Source organism: Enterococcus sp. 7E2_DIV0204, assembly GCF_002140855.1.
Taxonomy (GTDB): domain Bacteria; phylum Bacillota; class Bacilli; order Lactobacillales; family Enterococcaceae; genus Enterococcus_L; species Enterococcus_L lemimoniae.
This window is the reverse complement of record NZ_NGKY01000005.1, coordinates 31,918-52,706: the sequence shown is the minus strand read 5'-3', so window position 1 is coordinate 52,706 and position 20,789 is coordinate 31,918. Positions and strand designations below refer to the sequence as shown.

The following is a 20,789-nucleotide window of genomic DNA, read 5'->3' as shown; positions in this document are numbered from 1 at the left end:
CTCTTTTAGCTGTTCTATAGCTAAATTTTGTACTTGATTAATAGAGTTTATAAGAGTGGTACTCATATTGTTCCCAACCTGGATAATTGGAATAAAGCGAACATTATTATTGACGAATAAATCTTTTTCTAATTGAGTTAGCACCTGTTGTTTTTGTCTATTTAAACCAAATGTTTGGCATAAAGTGTATTCACCAACCACAGAAACATATCCTTTTTCTTCTTGTGTTAATTTATCATAATTCCGTAATCCTTTCTCTGCAAAATCATGAACATAAGCATGAAGATAGTCACCAACAGTTGAGAAATCACCAAGCGCTTGTTCTGATAGAATTGCTAAACTTTCGCCTAAAATCTTCTCATCAGTTTTATCGACGTTGTAATTTTGACCCGTGGTTTGCGAAATATCAAACATCGCCATGCGTTTTGATTGTTTATCTGAATAGTTTGTTAAAAGAAAGGTTGCTTTTTCACCTAATGTAATTGAACGTTTCACTTTCTTCCACTCATCAAAAGAACGTAAATCTGTAGCTACGGGATTTTGACTATGAATCGCTAAAATATGGTTCATTGATAATCCATGAAAGTTGGTACTTTGTATAAAAAAGGCACGCTTCTTAAGAAGCGCACCGTTTTCAATCTTATTTTTAGTATCTAGCATATTTGTAAGAATCGTTTGATTCAATTGGTTATTTGTCATTTAAGATATTTCCTTTCAACTATTAAGTAAGTCAGGAGTTTCACCTGCTAGAGCACTCAAAACGGCAAATCATCATCTGAAATGTCGATAGTTGAACTTGATCCACTAAATAGGTCAGAGTCTCTATCAAAATCAGGCATTCCGTTATTGTTTGTTTGAGAAGTTGACTGGTTAGAGTTATTTTGTGTTTGGTAATTCCCACCACTATAACTCGTATTCGGTTGATACTCAGAACCACTTTGTCTTTGCTCTGAAGCGGAACGTGATTCTAATAATTGAAAATTCTCACAGACAACTTCTGTGACATAAACACGTTGCCCTTGCTGATTCTCATAATGTCTTGTCTGAATACGCCCCACTACTCCTAGTAACGTTCCCTTGTGTGCGTAATTAGCCATTGTTTCTGCTGGTTTGCGCCAAATCACACAGTTAATAAAATCAGCCTCACGCTTGCCTGTTTGATTATTGGTAAAATTACGATTGACCGCTAACGTAAACGTAGCGACGGCATTTCCACCAGAAGTATAACGTAAATCAGGTTCTTTCGTTAGTCGTCCAACTAATGTTACATTGTTAATCATATAAGTTCCTCCTCTTATTGTTCTATGGTTAATTCTGCTACATTTTCCTGTATAGTCATTTGTTGCTTGACCATTGTCTGTGCAGTAGACATATGATAATACTCAGATTCTAAAAAATCGTCCATCAAAGAGGGATCTGATTTAAGGGACTCTAACAATTCTTTGTAAGAACCAAAAGAAGTGCCTTGTGCCTGTTTACTGACTTGCTCTAATGCTTCCAGTCGATAAGACACTTTCTCATGCTCTGACAAAGAACTATCTAGAGAAACGAGGTCACGTAATTGTTCGTCAGATAATTTACCAGTCGTCAAATACTCTTTGTAGGTAGTGATTCCTTGTTCTTTTGCTTGCTGCTCTGCTAATTCTTTTTGAGCGAGTTGTTCTTGCTTTTGAACCAGTGCTTGTCGAGTTAATTGATCTAAACGCTGCTGATTCAATTTTGCCCTCACTTCGGCAATTTTCTTTGTGTCTCCAGTTTCAAGTGCTGCAGTCAATTCTTTTTCAATAATACTCATTGAAGATTCAACGTTATCATTTGTACTCTGTTCGTTAATAACAGGGTCTATTTCCCTATTTGAAGAAGACATCTCCATCTGGTCAATTTCTTCTTGTGAGGGACTGCTATCCGTCTCTAAGGAAGGTGAATCAGTAATATCTATTTCATCAATAACCTTTTCTTCCATCTTATCTAATTCAGACTGGGTATAATGTTGTTCTAAAGGATTCATTTCTTCTGGAACATAATTTGTATTATAAGATTTATTTAATTCTGCTGTGTACTCATGAAACGTATCTTTGTTGAGTATAGTAGAATCCGAACCAATATAACGATTATATGCATGACGAATTGACTCTACTTGCTCCCTTGATAAATCATTGTATTCTGTTTCTAATTTTTCTTTGTGAACGTAGCTTTTATCCTCATCATTGGGTATATCAATATTATCTCGTACTTCTAAATTTCTGTTGTTCAGTTCATGCAAATAGTCTTTTTCCCGCTCATTTGACGACAAATAAAATTTATTGAACTCTTCTTGAAGCAATTGATCGTGACGATTTTTAATATACTCTGTATCAATAGAATAATGGTTGATTTTATCTACGGCTCTATTCACAATCTGTTCGTCTTTGTCATAGCCTTTTACAAAGTTACTAATGGACATAACATAATCCCCCATGCATTGATCTAACACGTCATTTACTTGCCCCAATGACGATAGGTTCATTGAGTCGAGAAGGGTTAGCTGTTCCTCACTAAGTTGTGTTTCACCTTTACTACTAGCTGTTTTTACAAGAGATAAATAGTCCAGAACCTCTTTATCCAATGACTCTACATCAACTGCCAATAAATCTAATCGTTCAACCGTTTCAGAAAAGCTCGGAAACGAAGCTTTTTTATTAAAACGCCATTGTTCCAACGCAAATAGTTCTGATTTTATTTGATTATATTGTTGGGTGCTAGTTTCATAGTTTTCTAAGGTAACCGTTGATACTAATTGATCAATTTTTGAAGAATAAGCATCATTTACTCTTTCTATAAACGTCTGTGCCAAGTCATTTTCTAACTCAGTTTGTGCGGTGATTATAATAGGATTGTGCAAATAATTAGATTGCTGCCATTCTATATCTTCCACAACTGTAGATAAATTAACAAGATATTTTTGATTGTCATTTATTTTACGACGATTCCAGAGCCGAGTAAAAAAGTTTCGTTCTAAGTAAGCTTGATCTAGTTTTACCAGCTCTGCCTGTTCCTTACCTAATTCAACATACCTGTTTAACCAGTTTTTTTGAGCTTTGTGTACATCGATTGTATGTGTAATCGGCTTAGATAATACAGGTTTTACATAAGGCTCGTAGCTTTTTTGAACCGTGGAATCTTCGTGTTGATTCTCTCGATCACTACTCTTTAAAAAGGCTTCTGGATTTGAATCAATTTGCTCTAAAAAGAACGAAAAATTTTCTATATATAATAGATTATTCTCAGCATTATCTGAGTGTAACTGTACATAATCATCGTAAAGAGATTTTACGTTCGACGTTAGTTCGTAGGGTAGTTGTTTTTCTAATTCCTTTAACCTCGTGCCTTGTGTATATTTTTTATCAGATTGACTCTCTGCTAACAGATTCATTTGTTCTTCTTGTTTTGCACTATGCAGCTTTCTTAAATATTCCCTTTCTAGAATATTAAACGAGTTATAAATTACTGAAAAATTAGAATAATTTTCTTCCATCATACTTAGTTCAATTCCTCCTTATAACACCATTTCTACATCTTGTTGTTGATCTAAACGTTGGTCAGAATATTTCTTAACATCTTCTTTATCTATCGCTTTAAATCCATAGCTCTTAATCAATTGATCCATTTCCTCTGGACTACTCGGTTCTAGCGATCCTGCATATTGTCCAGTCTGAAAAATATCTGCTTTCACTTCATCTTCTGTACCTGTTACACGAATTTCTTGTTGGCGTTCCTGATTTACATATCGTTTTTTATAAGCTGTTCCTTCTTTATCAGAAACGATCGGATTTGATTCTCTTACATTTGGCTTCACTTGTTGCTGCGATTGTTGCATTTGTTCTTGCTCTCGCTGATCCGTTAGTTGCTGCAATTTCTCATTCCAGTCTTTAACTGGAGTACCAACAAGCAATGTTTCCATCTCTGAATACAATTGGTAATACTCATCAATCCGATCAAGGTAACTTTGATCTAACACTTTTTCTGACCTGGTCTCTTTTAAACGATTTTCAAGTGCTGCTTTAATAGAGATATACGAATCTATCCGAGTAAATTCTAAATCTTCTACAAGCATTTCAATTCTTTTTTTCATCGCTTCTGGTGTGTATTCAGACGGTTTTTCGTCCTTCGCCAACTTTTTGCCAAAATAAAAAACGAGCTCTTCTTTTGAAGTTGGCTCGTTTGTCATCGATAAATTGGTTTCTGTTTTATGGATCGCAGCTATTATACGCACATCGATTGTACTATTTTTTTCTGCTAAAGCATTTTGATACATCGTCATTAAGTCAGTCGGAATCATTAGATCATCAGGAATCACTTTATGGAACGCAAGATTTTCATAACCTAAATCTAATTTTTGATAAAATTGCTGCCCGACACGATCGTTATCTGAACAAACATAGATATCCTTAATTTGACACTTATTCGTAACCAAATACCCTAGTGTCTTAAAAACGGCAGCTTCTTTTGCGCCATTTGTTGAAACGAATGTCACGTCTCTCAAGTCTTTATTCATTGACCAATAGGACAACATGTCGATTGGACTTTCAAACACATACATTTTATTTGGTCTACCAATAGAAATGTTGTAAGAGAAGTTACTCTCTGAATTTTTAGCAATACCTTTAAACCGCCCTCTAGGATACTTTTCAGGATTATATGTCGTTCCTTGAACCGTTGCACCAACAATGACGTTGTCTTTTTGCCACGGGAAAATGATTTGATTCAGTTTATCCATTCGGATTCGATCTTTTTCAAAAAGAAAGTTGACCAGTATTGGATCTAGCTTGCGTTCATTGATAAGATAATCTTTCCCTATACTCGTATCTGAGTTACGAGGGAAGTAGTAGTGAAAATCTTCCTTTGGTTGCTCAATAAAATCAGATTGTGTATATTCTCCTTTTAACAAGTAATTCATTGCTTCAGAAAAGTTAGTTTGTAAATGACGTTGTACAAAATTGATTGGATCACCACCGACACCCGTTGAAAAATCATAATAACTATTTGAATCAGGATACACTCTAAGCTTGTGATTCTCACCATAGGAATAAGCTTTACCCGTTTTCTTTAAGTGCAACCCAAACGATTCAATGACACTGACAATTGACATAGTTGCAGCTTGTTGTATTTCGTCTTTACTAAACGATTTTTTCATAAAAGGTTACTCCTCCTTTTCCAAAACGACCACTCCATTTTCTTCCAACACATCGATCAGCCATTCATCGAGCCAACGAGAAAAACCTGCATTAACAGCTTCTGTACTCGTCAAATTCATTAACTTATCAATTTTTTCTTCAACAGGTGCATTCATAATTTCTTGTTCTGTGAACCAATGCTTTTCCCAATTCACACTTTTTTCTGTTGTTTCATTGTCCATATGATCCCAACTTTCTTTTTCAATTTTTATCGTGATCGACTATTTTCTTGCTCGTTTTCTCTTTTCATTTTTTGGTAGGCTAGTTGATTCAATCGGGCTTCTTTCATGTTACGAGAAAAAGCTCGTTTCAAGGCGCTTAAAGTTCGTCTATGTGAAGATTGCTCCATACTTTTCGACGAAATTTTTCTAGTCATTGTGCCATTCTTGTTGCCACGCTCGACTTTTTCAATTTCTGCCAATTCTTTTAACAGTGTATTTCCTAATGAAGAATATAATTCATCGAGCTTATTTTTTTCTGTATCTTCCCATTGTCCTTTTGTTTTTTCACCATCACCATACAATTCTTTTCGGAAGATCGCTTCTTCTCTTAACAACAACTTCAGTTCTTCCATCGAGTCAAAATGATAAGCATCAATATAATCAGAAATAAATGTATTAATTTGTGGACGTACTTCTTGAAGTCCGTTCATATTATATTTCCATTGGCGCATATCTCTTGGAAGTCTGGTATGAATAGAAGCAATCTGTGCTTTCAAATGACGATCAGGTAGTTTTGTAAACTGAATCTCTTTAGAGCCAATCTTATGTCGGATCAATTCGTTTAATTTCCCTAAAGTATGATCCCGATTAATTAAATGATTGGCAACTTTAGAACGAAAATCAGACAAATACGTTTGTGAACGATAGCCACGTCTTGCTGTGTATGTTTGACCTGTTTTTTTATTACGAAATGTTCCATACTCTCGTGTTGGTTCTGGCTCAACAATGGCAATATGCACATGAAAGTTGTCTGTATTGTAATGAATTGCGCCACTCCAAATAGCAGATTGGCTCATACCTTCTTGTTCTAATATTTGTTTCATAGACGATCGAACGCTGTCCATAATCCTAGTTTCATCAAGAGTGTTGGCTCCAGGATCATACAAGCCATATTTCTCTAGCCACTGATTGTCAAAGCTAATCACGTCCTGCCACATGACACTATCGTTTTTTTGTGCTTGAACAAACTGTTGTTTCAGTTCCTGCTTCTGACCATTCGTCAACGCATTCGTTGAACTGGAAAATAAGGCAGACGTTTTTTCAGGATTGCCCATGTAATGATTGTATCCATCAAAGTCAATCATATTAAATTCTTGTACATGACTTGTCCGAACCGCTTCACTTCGATCAATGTAGTCAATATATTTTTGAAACGTTTGATTCGATCCTGCAATAAATTTACTGGCGTAAACGATACCGACCATTCTTACTCACGCTTTCCTTTTTGAGTAAGTGCATGTGTACGAAATTTTCGCAAGCGATCGTTTACGGCGGTCTCAGCATAGGATAACGCTGTCGCTTTTTTCTTGTTCGTCATAACTGCTTCTACATCTAGTTGAAGTAATAAGCTATTCATTGTTTCAATCAATATCTCAACATTTTTTCCTGTCGCATAGGAACGAACACGCCAGATTGGATCATACTCTTCCTTTAATTTTTGAACGGTCAAATCTGCCAATCGTTCAGGCTCTTTGAAATATGAACGGTACATTTCAAGCTCATCGCATAATGTATTAAAACATTCACGGTAGGAATAATCAGGGTGTTCGTTTTGGCTCTCTGCCAGACAATCAAACGTGGAATCTGTCTCCGAAATGCGGAAACGAATTTCTCTACTCATTTACTCACTCCTTTTTTTTGAACGTCGAAAACGATCGTCCTCCAGTCCACGAATCATGTCGGACGTTTTCAAACTGGTTGGATAAACCGCATGAATATTTTTATCAATGATATACGAATTATGGATATCGATCAGCAAATCTAAACGATCGATAATTTGTTGTTGCGAAACCAATTGCTTTTGCAGAGAATCAATTTCATCAATCCAACCTTCCACAATATCTCGTAAACTCTGTGAGGGTTTTTCCGTTAATGCTGCATGTACAGCTTGCTTTATTTTGTCATTATCAGAGGCGTAACGAACATATAATGCGATAGGATCACGCACTGCGAATCCCCTCCAATTCTAATTTGACATCACGTAGTTCATTGACGACCGCTTCCGTAATCTCGTTTGACACTTCTAATGCTTTGGTCAATCGCTCGACCAGTTCTTCATACATAAATCGTTGTTCCATTAGCTCTTGTCCTTCGGCGTGACGAACAAGTAACGATCGCAAGTAATCCTCTCTACTTGTCTTAGCTTGTGAAGCCAAGCGATCGATTTTTGCGACTGTTTCTTTATTGTTATTACGAATTTGGATACGAACATTTGAATTACTCATTGAATCATTCCTTTTTTGATTAAGTTATTGATCAAACTAAAAATTACCACAAGAGCAAAATTTAGTAAGAAATATACATGCTTGCTAGAGAAGGGCATAAGGGAAACCTGCAGCCAAATGTTGTCTGAAGTCGCAGTGCGACTTGGTTTAGGCTGGCGCCACTTTTTAAGTGTTATTCCACATAACATGCGTAATGTGTGGAAACAGGTGCAAGCACCCTTCAACCCTTGCGTATCATGTGATACAGCGTTTATTTGAATAGGAGTGCTTGCAACAACTTAAAATGTGCAAGCACATGTTTGAAATAATTTACCACGTCTAAACGTCTATATATCAACGTTTCTGAATTTTTGCTTGCAAACTGCTTGCAAGCTATCTTTCATTTTTTTGATTTAATAACACTGGCTCTTTGATTGATACTACAACTGATGATTGAGGATAAAATCTAAAACTTTGAGGGACATATTTGAACCGAATCGTCACGCCTGTTAGATCATTAATCACTTCTTTTGGTTGGACTTTAAAAGGAGAATCATCACCAGTTTCAACTGAAAATGATTCATATGGTTGCTCCCAATTCAATGGAGAGAAGTATATTTTTTTATTTATACGAAAGTTCGAGTAAAAAAATCGAATCGCCTTTTTTAAAGGCTTGATCCTGTAAAATACGTTGTCTTCATCTGGATACAATTCACATCGATCTTGAAACGTTTGAGTAAAGAGTTGTCGGAATAACTTGTTCATACTCACTCTGAAAAAGGCAGAACAAAGAACAGCACACACAAAAGAAATGATTACACTTTTGTAGGTAAGAAAAAACAATGTTTCAAATTTAGCCAAATGCATACCACCTGAATAAGCTGCAAGTAGTGCCACAATACCGTTGGCAAGAATCAATAAACTCACTCTCTTTACTTTCCAAATATGAACCATGAATAATAAGAAGAAGCCTGAAAATAATGAGAAGATCGTAATTAAATAGTAGATATTTTCCATAAACAAATCAAAATTTGTCAATGGAATATGTGCCGAATTTGCAAAGTTATAAAACACGAGTACGAAAAATTCTTCTAGTAAAACTACCCCCGTTAGAACCGACATAAACCAAAAACTTTCCTTCAATCCGTAAAATACATTTGCTAAAATTTTCATCTCTTAATCCTCCACTTTCTTTTTATTGTGCATTTTCAAGCAGTTTAATCTTCTCAAGATAACGTTCTTTTTCGTCTTCTTTCGTTTGTATCTGAGTGTTCAACTGATCAATTTGTGTATTATTTTGTTTCATTTTTTCCATTGCTTGTTTCTTTTCTTCCCCTGTCATCAACTCAACATTTGCGGTCACATCAGAAGAGGATTGTTCTATTTGTTTGATTTGTTTCTTGTATTCCGCTATCTGCTTATCGATAGAGTCAAGGAAGGTTTCTTGAATACCAATCAACCCATTCAGATAATCCTTTTGATAATCTGACGTACTTTTTGCGACAAACTGAGTATCTGGTTGGCTATTTTTTTGGCTAATAAACAGTGGTTCAACAGCCGAATCAAATGAATTTTTATCCTTTGCTTTATCAGTCATTGTTAAACGAACACGTTTAAAATCAGACGGGACATTTTGAATAAACAGAACAACATAGTTCTCATTTATTTGTTCGATTTTAGTATCATAGTTTCTATTTTTTTCATTTTTTGCAACAACATCAACATTAAATTTTCCACCACTAGTGGTTTTGTCTTGAGACAATAAAGCTACTTCTAAAAGATTATTTTCTTCATAGTATGTAGCTTTTTGTAGATAAATAGTGTTAGCACCTGCTTCTACACCTGTGCCTATTTTTGTCCCTTCTGCTGTATTGTCTTGTCCCATCACAATTGGTGTAAGAAAGAAAAAAAGAAACCCAAGTACAATAAACACGGCTCTCTTTCGATATTTTTTATTCACTTTATTTTGACTCTTAAATTTCATTCTACTAGCTCCTTATCATCTAATTTTGAGGAGAGACAAAGACAAGACCCGCATCTTTTGCTTGTTGGTCTGTAATCACTCGCCAGTTCATGGAATACTCTCCGCGCACGTTCATTTCACTAATGAGAAAGCTTCCGTCTGAGTTCACATACTCGACATATGCCACATGTCCATATTGGTTAAGACCAGGCATTGAATAAGGTGGGAAACTTACTGCCCAATGCTGAGTTGGGGTCAAACTGGTTCTTGATCCATTTGCGTTTGCGGTTCTTCCCCATGAGCCACCGTCTCCTAAATAGGCATAAATGTGCTTGCCTAGTTGAGCGAAACGATTGTAAACATACCAAGTACAATTTCCAAGTGCATAGCCATTTCCAGGATATCCTGTACGCATAGCTTGCTGATTTGGCAACGCATGTTTCACTAAATTTTTATAGCTGTCAGGGATCGTTTCCCCACTTGCTATGCCGCCATTTTCTGTTCCCGTTCCACCTTCAAATCCTACTCCTTCGACCAAACGAGAATACCATGAACGTGCAGCCAATTTACGTGCAGCCTGTTCACTTGGATTATCTTTTGTTCCTGCACGTTCCCATTTTTGTAAAATATCAATCGCTGTTTGTTCTACATCTGTTTGCTTGCTTAACGTTTGAATCAATGTAGAATCACTTCCATCATGGTTCCACATATAATCCATTTGAAGGGGAATTGTTCGCCAGTCTTTCCCTTGTTCGTCCGCATAGCGCAACATGTTTGCTCGTCTACCACCATCCATTTGACCTAAGCCAAACGCATAACCTCCTGCATTAGAGTAAGCAATACTTTTATTGTAAGCAAGATCTGATTGAATCCGATCAGGACGTATGCCACTTTCCGATTCAAAATTTCCTAACCACGCACAAGCAAATTCAGGAGTGCCGCCCCTTGCAATCACATCATCAAAAACTTCTTTGGCGTTCATTTCAATTTGTGTCGTAGGTTGAAACGCAGTACCACCTTTGGCTACTTCATTTGAATGGACACCTGCTATTTGCATGACAACCATGACAATTAACCCTGCAAAGCCACCAATAATTAGGAATGGTAATAGAAACAAAATCAATCTACGTTTCATAAGTCCACTCCAGATCATTGACTAGAGAGGTCTCTTTATCCGTCGCACTAGGCTTCATAATGACAAATAATTTTCCTGTTTTTGGTGTGTGCTTACTGTCTTTTAAAGCGGCTTTAAATTCATAAACATAGATATTTAATCCGTCTACTGTTGATTTATCAAGTAGCGATAGCTTTTCTATTTCTTGTTCCTCTCCTTTAAGTTTCTCTAACTTAGGGAGTAAGCTAGGATCAATGATAGATTTAACGGAAGAGATCGAATCCGTTGAAAATGAAAGATAACTCATTGCGAATTTTGCCGCAATATCTTGTTCGCCGTTGTACGTTGACGTATATTCTTTACTGGAAGAATCTGTACCAGAAGTACTAGTTAACTTACTTCCGCTCGTCTCTAAGGATATGTCCGTTGTCTTCTCCTCTGTAGACTCCGTAGAGGAATCTTTTAGAACAAAAGAAGCAGGAAGATTCGTTGACCTTCCTGCTCGTGAATTGAATATATAAAGAGAACCTACTAAGACAACTAAGGCAAATAACATGAACAACTGTCTTTTTTTAATCCGTTCTTTTTTCACTTATGCCCCTCCTTTGAACATATCTAGCTCGTCTTGACTCACTTCAAAATACATTGCTAGTGGTTTATTAGTTGCGCCCACAAGCATCATTTTTGCGCCAGATTCAGGTGTTACTTGAAAATCGGTCATGTCTAAATAATCCTCGTCCCTAAAGTGATGACCAAAGTATTTTTTAATCACTGGAATGGACGTATCACTTTGCTTCATGAAGAATTTATACTGACATAAACCAATCAATTCACTTAATGATTGTGCAGCTCGTGCCATCACTGGATCAGCAATGTTATCCACTTTAGGAAACATGCGCTCAATCAGTTGTGTCGCTATCGTATAACCAATAAAGAATTTACGTCCCTCTGACATTCCAATCGCAAAAGAAGAAGTCGCATAGGGCTTATTCAAATTTAAGGTGTTTTGGCACTCGTCGTTTATGATTAAACATCTCGTAATTTCCCACCACGTTTTTTCTTTATTTTCATAAGCACGTTTTTCCTGCCGACCAATCCCTAAACAAGTATCTGTTACGTACGTATTCACTAAGTGAAACAAGCAATCATACACGGTAGTCATCGTGTCATTAATCATACTGATATCGAAGAAGTTGCATTTTGTCTCTGTCAAATTTCGAAATGTTGTATGCCCGACTAACAACTTTCGATAGTTGTTCATGATTTTTTTCAACAATGTACGCAGATATTTAGCCCCATCAAAACTCTCTTCAAAATACTGTTCCCTATTTTCTGAAAACCATGTATCGAATGTTTCAAGCGTTGGATATTCCCAATTCTCTAACTGTGACATGTGCAAAGGTGATCCATTATAAAACCCAAACTTTTTATAAAAGTCTAATAAAATATTATTGACTTCGTCTCTAATGGTCTCATTCAAGAATCGTGACAAAATATCAAAACGATCCAATGTAAGCTCAAGGTGTTTCGTGAAACAAGCATCTTCATTCACAACACCATAATCATCCGTTACAGTAGGAAATATTTGCATCATGTTTATCCGTTCGTTTTCATCCCCAACGAGTAGATATAATCCATTATGTTTCTTTGTAAAATCTTTAAATTCACCTGTTTTATCGTAACCAAAGACATAATTTCCACGAGCAAGTTGATCCTTTGCTAACTTTTTCAATGTAGTTGATTTACTTGATCCCATCATTCCTGATAAAAACATATTATAGGATAGACGATCTGCATCTTTATGGAATTGATCGAAATAGACCATACCGCCTGTTTGTGTGTGTCCAACTGGAAAACCTGTAGGATCATGTAAATAAGTCTGATTGTGTGCAAACCCTTCCGCAATTGCTTCACTAGGAAGTTCTAAGCCGAAGCGCTTGATCAATTCCCGATTCCGTTGCTTTTTGTAACTGACAAACAAACCTTGCCAGTCTTGTTTTTGTTGATCCAAAAACGGTGTGGCAGTGAAACCCGATGTTTTCAATTTTGTAATAATATCATTGGTTTTCTCTTCCAGTTCGTTTAGTGTTGGTTTGTGAATGTATAACTTAATATCCGCAAATTTAATTGTTTCTCCTTGATTCGACATTTTTTGAGAAAGATCAATCAGTATAGAGTATTCTTTTTCCAACTCTGTTAATTCAGTTCCTGTTGCTTTTTGGATTTGTGAATCGACTAAATTAACTGTTTCTGTGACTTCTGCATCATAATCAATGGTTTCGTCTTGGCGATAATCGACTGTTGCAATCACGCCTTCCTTACTAACAAGTGGATATAACCAAAAATCAGCTAATTCAGACGGCATATCGACCACATGTATCGTGGCACGATAGCCATTACCAAACTGAGCGTAATGTTCGCCATTAAAGGCCATGCCACCTTGTGGCTGTGTCGCAAGAATAAACTGTTTGTTTGTGTCTTCTTTCGTTGTCCGTAATTTCAGTACCCCCACGTTTAAACGCCTCCTACATTATTAATTTTTGCTAATAACAACTCAACCTCTTGTCGGTTCATAACTTTGTTATCAAACAAAGCTTTCCCAACACGTAAAAACTGTTTGAATCGATCTGCCAGCTCTTCAGGTGTACTGCCATAGATCACGACAAATGAGCTAAAGGTGACGTAGAACTGCTCGATATCCTTCAGCTTCATTAATTCATTTTCTAACTCCCGAACAGCATAGGCATCCGTTGCACGATTCAATTTATATTGGACATATTCCTGTTGCTTTTTGTTTTCTTCATTCAGCGGCAAGAAGATTTCTTTTAACGATTCACTGTACTGTTTGTGAAAATCCCAATAGGATTTCTTCAACTTGTAATATTCCTCTGCCGTCAGATACGTTAAGTCTCTAGGGACAACTCGAATGTAATGTGAATACTCAGGAGCGCCTAAATTCGTTACAACCATGTGATCGTCTGTCATACCTACGACTGGATAGGCATCTGTTGTTTTTGGCACATGGACTTCTTTTTTTACTGATTGCTTCCCTTGTATTTCTGCTAGTTGTTTCTTCTGTTCTGACACATTAAAGGTCAATTCCATTCGTTGGCACTTCCTTTCGAATCCGTTTCCGTTCATTAGGGACAGGGACATATACGATTTTTTTGAACTTTAGTGCTTGTATTAACACTTGAAAATTCTTTGCTCGGTAATCATCGCTACTAGGCAACACCAACCAAATCACAACACCTGTAAAGAAAACAGGAAATAGATATTGTAAAAAACCATAGGTAAATCCCCGAACAACTAAAGAAAAAACAAGGGCTAAAAAAATAGCGATTACGTCAAAACCGCTTAGTCCTTTTTTTGTGGTCACTTTTTTTCGCAACTCTTGTGGTACATAGATCATAATTTTTCTACCCTCTTCCACTTCTAAGAAGTTCTTTATTTTGACGTGCAAATTCTTTTATTTGCGCTCGTGATTGATTGTGTGGACGTTTTGATTGCAACGCATCACTTAATCGCTGTTGATCCCTTCTCATGCTTCGTGAATTGAAGTTTGCTTTAGGGAAAATAGAGCCTGGTACATTGCCACCTGTAGGAAGGTATTTCCCTGCATTCGTTTGAGGTCTTGCTGACGAAGCAGTCTGACGATTCCGATTGATTGCGGCTGTATGTGTCCGATTGGCTAACATGTTTCTAGCTGTACGATTGCCACCTGCTACTCCTGTTTTACCTGCTGTATTCGTTTTAGGTGTAGAAGCGCCATTTCCTGCATTCTTTCGATTGAAGATCGATTTCGGCGAAAGTGACGACGATCCTTTAGTATCGCTCCGTGTATGTTTGCTTAAACGGCTAGGATCAGTTGATTGTTCCTTTTGGTGTGTATTATTTTTATTTTCATTTCCGTAATTTTCAGCTTTTTTATTCCTATTTTTGTTCATAGATTTCGTCATAGCATTAGTAGACGCTTCTTTTCCTTTACTGAAAATACTTTTCCCTGCATTACTTGCTGCTTCACCAATTGCAGAAGCCCCTCGTTGTGTACCATTCGCAACAGCTCCTGCCATTTTTCCACCTGCTTTGCCAAGTGATTTCGCACTATTTTTGGCACTTCGACCAAGTCCCATCATGGAGTTCAGTCCCATTGCAGCGCCTGTCACACTTTGCATAAAGCCTCTCGTTCCACTATCAATGCCAAACATTTGCTCAATCACATTTGGTCCATTCACAATGAATGCAGCTACAGCTAGTTTTACTAGTACTTTTAACGGAGTATCCCAATCTAGCGTATCAATGTACAACCATGCCAATATGTTGATCTTCTGTAATAAGAAGATTGCCACAATCACGACAGAACAATTGACAATTGTTTGAATAAGTTGAATGTTTCGCTTACCACTATGCAAATCAGTAAAGGACGTAAGTTGCGCCCAAATACCACTAAACCCTAGCTCCATCTCCAAGTGAACCAATCTCCAAATAAGAAAAACTGAAATAATCAGTCCTGCTGTAATAGTAAAGAAGATAACCCACGGATTCCATGTATAGCGATAATACGCTTCTTTTACGTTCAAAAACTTATCTTCTAGCTTATATAGTACAGCTGTTCCTTTTATATAACCGATCTTGTATTGTAGAGCTTTTTCTGCTTTTTTCGTAAGCTCATAGGTATCGGATTCTTTATAGACATTCCAGTCACCCACTGGCATAACTTCTGTAATATTCATATTTTTGTAACTTTCATCGCCTTCTCCAAAATAGTTTGGATAGTTAGATTTAAACTGTGTTTCATTTTCTTGACCAGGCGCATTTATAATGGTTGTTTGTTCATACCAATCGTCTGTCCATTTGGCTTCGTTCACTTTAAATAAGTCTGTCACATTCTGTGAGAACACTTCCCCTGCTGGGTTCGTATCATCTAAAATGCTTGTTGCCGCCCCTTTGGTGATCTGATTCAAATTCGTAATAAACAACGGCGTGGCAATAAACAAAATTGTCGCCACAAAAATATTGGTCATTATTTTTTGTAGGTCACTTTCTTTGTCCCTCATTAAGAAAAAACCTAGACCTACAACACAAATACCTGCTATTGCAATACCAAGAACTTGATAATCCTGGACGAACTTTGCTAGTTTGGGATAACTCGTAAAATCTAACAAATCCAATGTTTTTGCTTGACTCCCTGCCAATATGTCCCAAAGATTTGCTAAAGCTTTTAGAATTTCATACCCGATTTCTCTGAGTATATTCTTTAATATTCCAGCAATTTTCAGGATCGATTTATGTGATTCTAAAAACGAAAGTATTTCTTTATCGGTCATGTTCTTTCCCCCTCATCCTCCTTACTCCTCCAGAATATAAGAGAAGAGCGTTTGATAGTCGGTACTATCACGATTGACCATGATAAAATGATCAAAATTTTCAACTTTTGTAAACTGACGTAAGGCAATCAGTTGATCGTCAGGTAAAACACGTTCAGCTTCTTCATAAATCTTCTCTCTTTTTTCTTCTGACCAAGCACTATAAATCGACGTTGCTTCATACGCTGTCATTTCCGCTGTAACTTCTACTTGTTCTTCCATCGCCTTTTTCTCCTCTGCTTCTTGTTTTAGAGCTGCTTCTTCTTGCTTTTTCTTCATTTTATTGTTGAGATCGATTCCCCGTTGTTCAACAGTTGATACTGCTTCTTTTATTTCGTCTACAAGTATTTTTTGTTCTAAGTAGTTAGGTGGTAAAATGTAGTCCTCAATATTTATTTCATCTTTATTTTTTCGTTGGCTTCCTATTTCTTCCAATGTTTGATCGTTTTTAAAATACTGTGGAATATAGGAATAGGCGAACCGCATTTCTGTTTTATCGTCAATATTAGCTCTGATTGGATACGGCGTAATAGGGTTCCCTTGATTGTCCCTACGATGTTTGGTTCTCAAAAGAATCCATTCTCCTTCTCGTAAGCGCATCGCTTCGTCAACCATCAATAAGTTTCGACCGTCTTCCATTTCTGTATAACTCTTATCCACGTCCAAAAAGTCTCCTGCACGATTGTAGGTAATAATCGTACTTGTTCCTAAACGCTTGGTGTAAATCTCTGTATCGTCTAAATCTTGGCTCAAAATGTAGTAACTGTTCCCACATGCGGCACGCAACGCCGCAGCTTGTTGTTCTCCATAGTTTTCAACGACCTGTGCTTCTGATTGGTACACGAAGTGAACCATGATATTTCGTTCCAAATTGACGTTCAATCCACGAACAAGCCCCTCAATTGCCGGGACATTCATGGCTTCCTCAAAGATAAACCGAACACGTCTAGGCAATTTTCCTTCTCGTGTTTTCGTTGCTGCTTGTGCTAACGTTGTGAACGCACTACTATAAAATAAGGACAGAAGCGTATAATCACTATCATCCGAATCAGGAAAGATCACGAACAACGCGACTGGTTTCTCTCCAAATCCAAGTTCTCTAAAATCAAATTCATTTTCAACAATCACTTCAGAAATGCTTGAATCCATAAATACAACTAGTTCTGATAAAACGGAAATCATAAAACTAGATCGTTGCTTCATTTCACTTGTTTTGAAAATAGCGTACTGAATATTCTCTGGAGACATTGCAGGGAGTTGTGCAAAATAACGATCCATCAAATAATTGCCCTCTTCATCAACTTTCCCCAATACTTGAAGAAAGTTATAGACAGAAGGGATATTGATATATTTGGTTTGATTCATTTCTTTTGCCATTCGACACATGGCGAGAATCGCTGCACTAACAACTGCTTGTGCGCCTTTTTGCCACACAGGGTCTTTCGCTTCTTTATTGTGATAAATTTTGAAGGTAAACGATTTTGTGAGCTTTTCCGCTCGGTTGATATTCCCTGCTAAGTACTCCTGCTTAATTTCCTCTAATGGATTATGTTGCATAGATAGATCAGGTAGTAAAAGGTTGAAACAAAAGACATCATAGCCCAAACGAGTTAAGGGTCTCCTTGTTCCACGAAACATATTCCCTTTAATATCATTCATAATCATAGAATCTTGAATCATCGCACGGGATACAAGATCAATTAATGGATAGGAGAACGTTTGGGTTTTACCTGTTTGTGTCTCCGCCACAGCTTTGGAATTGGTCACCGACGTATCCACATATACCGCATGTTCATTTGGAGCACTTGCGACTGGTACACCTGATAACCCTTCATATCGTCCAGTTAAAGGAACTTTCTTATACTGTTCGTCCATTTCTTTCTGTGTTGTCCAACGTGCCGTTCCTTTTGATCCTTTATTGATATTTTCATACGATCGTTCCATGTCATACACTCTTCGCCACGTCTTTTTGATTGTCAGCCCATAGGCGACAACATAATACAGCTGTTCAGGAAACAAAATCCCTTCACCAGAAAAACGGATCGTTGGAAACCACAAAAAGACCAACCAGTTATGACTTGCCTGTTCCAATTGTTGACCTACAGCACCTATCCCTAGTGTTTTCACTAGGGATACCTGTGCGTGTATAAAATGAAATAGATTAATGAGGACGTTCAAACCGATTGTCACCAATACAAAGACTAATAAAACAAAAAGCGTTCTTACCCAAATACTGGCAAGAATCGCTTTTCCCTGTCTATGAAGTTTATTCACTTAATTTACGTCCCTTCAATTAATTCAATGCTAAACGTCCCTTTAGCATCCGATTTTGTTTCACCAATCGTTTTCCCGTCTTTATTTTTGAATACTAGTTCTTTATTTGCCGTAGTAGATCCCTTTACAACAGCTAACTGATCGACTTTCATATACGAATGAAGCGTGATCGGCAACTGTTCCTTTTTGTCCTTTTCATGGACAGTAAACGGTAAAATAACCGAAGCTGAGTTTGTGCTAGTTTCTGTTTGGGCAAGTGCCGTTGTCGGTTGTCCTACTGTTGTATTCGCTGTAACCATATACATTGCCGTTCCAACAGAAAGAACCACACACACAATCGATAATCCAATGTACGATAGGATAAGTGGTGCAGCCGTTTTCCAATGAAATAAAGATTGAAATAAGCTTTTTGTTGGAGCTTTTACGGGTACTTCTGATTCTACAGCTAAATCCAAAATGTTTTTCCCTTGTTGTTGTGCTTCTTTTCGTTCTTTTTTCTGATTACTCACTTCAAACGAAACTACTTCTGGCTCGTTCAATCCGTCTTCGATCTTACTTAAAAGTAAATCTTTTTGGTCTTGCGGTGTAGTAGGATAATATTCGGTAAGAGCATAATTGATAAGAGCCAATATATTGGTTGGCTTTCCTGCCGCTAAAACCCAATCATTCGAAAAGATAGTTGTTGCTCCTGTCACTGACTCTTCTATGATTTTAAGAGATAACGGAATCGTTATATTTGTTGACCGACAGCGTTGTTCTAAGGTTTCTAATAGCTGATTTAATTCAATAAGAGATAGCCGTTTCGGAACTTTGATTCGATTTTTAACTTGTGCTTTTAATGGTATTTTTGCTTGTAGTTCAGCGTAGACAGTCATTTTATTCCTCCTTTAAATTGGTAGTGGGTAAGTCCCACCAATTGATTCAACATACATTTTTAACGCCCATAATCCTACAAAAACAATTGCAATGCCGATTGCAATATTCATAACACCGTCTTTTCCTTCTTCCACTTTTTGTTGGCGATTACTAATAAACGCCCATCCAACTGGAAATAACTTGATTGCGGCATACACGACACAGATAAATTGTCCAGCTAATATGACCCATTGCACCCCATCCAGAAAGTTTTGAGGCGGTGTAAATGCGGCAGCGTGTGCAGGTGTTCCACTCATGAAAATAGCAACCAATTCTGTCGCTAAGATTTGTTTGTAATAATTTGATGCCTTCTTTTTCAGTTTTCTAATAGATTGTTTCATCCAGTTCATTTGTTTTATTCCTCCAATTTTTTATTTCTGACTTGATGAATATTTTAATACCTTTCTATCATTTGAAAATTTTTTTTGTTAAAATAAACATACCAATAGAAAAGGGGGGGACATTTTGGATTCTTTTGAATTAAGCTTAACAAACGTTATCTATTTACTTGTCTCAGCAGGTACTCTAACGCTTTTTCATGAAATAATTTCAGCTCTGTTCTCCTTTAATTACAGAAGAAAGAAATTGAGAGCTGAATATTTGATAGACAACCTTTATTGTCAATTTCAGGAATCTTTAGAGATTCATCTGTTTCAGAATAACGACGATCTTCCTACTTTTTTTTATGTTCTTGATAGATTAAAAACATTTCTTGACTACATTAGACAAGATCCTAAAATCATTTTCTATTTAAATGATTCTTCTGTAATCAATCTAAAAAAATGCATATATTACGGTGAAAAATACGCCGATTCACGAGATATATCTGATTTAGCAAATTTTAGATTTAGTTTCCAAGCCTTTTCAAAATATTATTTTGTACAACTTAATGATGATAGAAAAATAGTCGGATTGCCTAAGCACAGTTATAAGTATCGACTGTTTTATGGTATGCACACTTACAAAAGATATGCTAGTCTACTGCTTTTTATTGATTATTTTTTCTACCGTATTTTAATCGTATTCGTAATATCATTAGTAGTTTCATCTCTTATTTCTATTCTCTTTACTTATCTTATAAACTAATTCCATATCCATATTTTTGTCAGTATATAAATGCATACCATTAAAATAAGGAATGAGAAGAACCGTCCAAAAATAGATAAGTTCTCCAATGTGTAGCCATTAATGCGTATATAAGCAAGAAATAGCAACGATAGAATAAAGAACACAACAATCACTATTCCTTCTATCACTTCGTTTCCCCCTGATTATTTGGTAATCGATTTGAGTTGTTTGTACCAGTTGTTGGTTTTGCCTTCGATTCGATTACCTGATCTAAAATAGCTTCATACTTACTATCGCTATACTCTTCATAGAACGTGTAGAGTTGTTGATCCAAGTCTTCACCTAATGCCTGGGCAGTCTTTTCCGCTCGTTTTTTTGCTCGACTTAATTCATTTTTACTAATTTTTGCCATTTCTTACTTCCTTTCTGTTCTCTTGTTTACTTTTAGAAA

At 36.6% G+C, this 20,789-nt stretch carries 21 protein-coding genes and 1 pseudogene; 1 reads left to right on the top strand and 21 read right to left on the bottom strand.

The genetic code is table 11. The annotated features are described in order from the left end of the window. The 20 genes and pseudogenes from A5819_RS18540 to A5819_RS18445 all read right to left on the bottom strand — a co-directional run. Nucleotides 1-699: pseudogene (locus A5819_RS18540) on the bottom strand (hypothetical protein); the annotation flags it as partial. A gap of 56 nt (nt 700-755) precedes the next feature. Beyond that, entirely contained in the window at nt 756-1,280 is a 525-nt protein-coding gene (gene ssb / locus A5819_RS18535) for a single-stranded DNA-binding protein (RefSeq protein WP_086282284.1), read from the bottom strand. Between the two features lie 14 nt (nt 1,281-1,294). Then, nucleotides 1,295-3,517: a hypothetical protein gene (locus A5819_RS18530; RefSeq protein ID WP_086282282.1), complete on the bottom strand. Its 2,223-nt coding sequence runs from the start codon at nt 3,515-3,517 to the stop codon at nt 1,295-1,297. Nucleotides 3,518-3,535: 18 nt separating this feature from the next. After that, nucleotides 3,536-5,173 carry a toprim domain-containing protein gene (locus tag A5819_RS18525; RefSeq protein ID WP_086282280.1) on the bottom strand — a complete coding sequence of 546 codons (1,638 nt, stop codon included), beginning with the start codon at nt 5,171-5,173 and terminating at the stop codon, nt 3,536-3,538. Nucleotides 5,174-5,179: 6 nt separating this feature from the next. Further along, nucleotides 5,180-5,395 (bottom strand): hypothetical protein, encoded by a 216-nt coding sequence (locus tag A5819_RS18520; protein WP_086282278.1) that lies wholly within the window; start codon nt 5,393-5,395, stop codon nt 5,180-5,182. A gap of 26 nt (nt 5,396-5,421) precedes the next feature. Continuing rightward, the gene (gene mobP2, locus A5819_RS18515) at nt 5,422-6,639 is read right to left on the bottom strand and encodes a MobP2 family relaxase (RefSeq protein ID WP_086282277.1); all 1,218 of its coding nucleotides are present in this window, start codon (nt 6,637-6,639) and stop codon (nt 5,422-5,424) included. Between the two features lie 2 nt (nt 6,640-6,641). After that, nucleotides 6,642-7,055, bottom strand: coding sequence for a hypothetical protein (locus A5819_RS18510; RefSeq protein ID WP_086282275.1), 414 nt, complete (start codon nt 7,053-7,055; stop codon nt 6,642-6,644). Continuing rightward, entirely contained in the window at nt 7,056-7,382 is a 327-nt protein-coding gene (locus tag A5819_RS18505; RefSeq protein ID WP_086282273.1) for a hypothetical protein, read from the bottom strand. Continuing rightward, nucleotides 7,375-7,659 carry a hypothetical protein gene (locus A5819_RS18500; RefSeq protein WP_086282271.1) on the bottom strand — a complete coding sequence of 95 codons (285 nt, stop codon included), beginning with the start codon at nt 7,657-7,659 and terminating at the stop codon, nt 7,375-7,377. Before A5819_RS18500 ends, A5819_RS18505 begins: the two co-directional genes overlap by 8 nt. Nucleotides 7,660-8,031: 372 nt before the next feature. Continuing rightward, a complete protein-coding gene (locus tag A5819_RS18495) occupies nt 8,032-8,811 on the bottom strand; it encodes a hypothetical protein (protein WP_086282269.1) in 780 nt (259 codons plus the stop codon). Between the two features lie 22 nt (nt 8,812-8,833). Continuing rightward, nucleotides 8,834-9,622, bottom strand: a complete 789-nt coding sequence (locus tag A5819_RS18490) for a hypothetical protein (protein ID WP_086282267.1) — start codon at nt 9,620-9,622, stop codon at nt 8,834-8,836. 19 nt (nt 9,623-9,641) lie between these two features. Further along, nucleotides 9,642-10,736 (bottom strand): phage tail tip lysozyme, encoded by a 1,095-nt coding sequence (locus tag A5819_RS18485; RefSeq protein ID WP_176271516.1) that lies wholly within the window; start codon nt 10,734-10,736, stop codon nt 9,642-9,644. Continuing rightward, nucleotides 10,726-11,307: a hypothetical protein gene (locus tag A5819_RS18480; protein WP_086282264.1), complete on the bottom strand. Its 582-nt coding sequence runs from the start codon at nt 11,305-11,307 to the stop codon at nt 10,726-10,728. Before A5819_RS18480 ends, A5819_RS18485 begins: the two co-directional genes overlap by 11 nt. Beyond that, nucleotides 11,308-13,227, bottom strand: coding sequence for a hypothetical protein (locus A5819_RS18475; RefSeq protein WP_086282262.1), 1,920 nt, complete (start codon nt 13,225-13,227; stop codon nt 11,308-11,310). 2 nt (nt 13,228-13,229) lie between these two features. Continuing rightward, complete coding sequence (locus A5819_RS18470) at nt 13,230-13,820, bottom strand: hypothetical protein (protein ID WP_086282261.1); 591 nt, start codon at nt 13,818-13,820, stop codon at nt 13,230-13,232. Next, nucleotides 13,804-14,127 carry a hypothetical protein gene (locus A5819_RS18465; protein WP_086282260.1) on the bottom strand — a complete coding sequence of 108 codons (324 nt, stop codon included), beginning with the start codon at nt 14,125-14,127 and terminating at the stop codon, nt 13,804-13,806. The genes A5819_RS18470 and A5819_RS18465 overlap by 17 nt, the downstream gene beginning before the upstream one ends. Nucleotides 14,128-14,134: 7 nt before the next feature. Continuing rightward, nucleotides 14,135-16,042: a pLS20_p028 family conjugation system transmembrane protein gene (locus A5819_RS18460; protein ID WP_086282258.1), complete on the bottom strand. Its 1,908-nt coding sequence runs from the start codon at nt 16,040-16,042 to the stop codon at nt 14,135-14,137. A 21-nt stretch (nt 16,043-16,063) separates the two neighbouring features. Next, nucleotides 16,064-18,355 (bottom strand): VirD4-like conjugal transfer protein, CD1115 family, encoded by a 2,292-nt coding sequence (locus A5819_RS18455; protein WP_086282256.1) that lies wholly within the window; start codon nt 18,353-18,355, stop codon nt 16,064-16,066. Nucleotides 18,356-18,360: 5 nt separating this feature from the next. Then, nucleotides 18,361-19,230 (bottom strand): hypothetical protein, encoded by an 870-nt coding sequence (locus A5819_RS18450; RefSeq protein WP_086282255.1) that lies wholly within the window; start codon nt 19,228-19,230, stop codon nt 18,361-18,363. Between the two features lie 12 nt (nt 19,231-19,242). Then, nucleotides 19,243-19,620 (bottom strand): hypothetical protein, encoded by a 378-nt coding sequence (locus A5819_RS18445; RefSeq protein WP_086282253.1) that lies wholly within the window; start codon nt 19,618-19,620, stop codon nt 19,243-19,245. A 115-nt stretch (nt 19,621-19,735) separates the two neighbouring features. Here A5819_RS18445 and A5819_RS18440 point away from each other — a divergent pair, with 115 nt between their 5' ends. Further along, nucleotides 19,736-20,356 carry a hypothetical protein gene (locus tag A5819_RS18440; RefSeq protein WP_086282251.1) on the top strand — a complete coding sequence of 207 codons (621 nt, stop codon included), beginning with the start codon at nt 19,736-19,738 and terminating at the stop codon, nt 20,354-20,356. 166 nt (nt 20,357-20,522) lie between these two features. On the opposite strand, the gene A5819_RS18435 is transcribed toward A5819_RS18440, so the two are convergent. Next, on the bottom strand, nt 20,523-20,750 hold the full coding sequence (locus A5819_RS18435) for a hypothetical protein (RefSeq protein WP_086282249.1): 228 nt from the start codon (nt 20,748-20,750) through the stop codon (nt 20,523-20,525). Between the last annotated feature and the right edge of the window lie 39 nt (nt 20,751-20,789).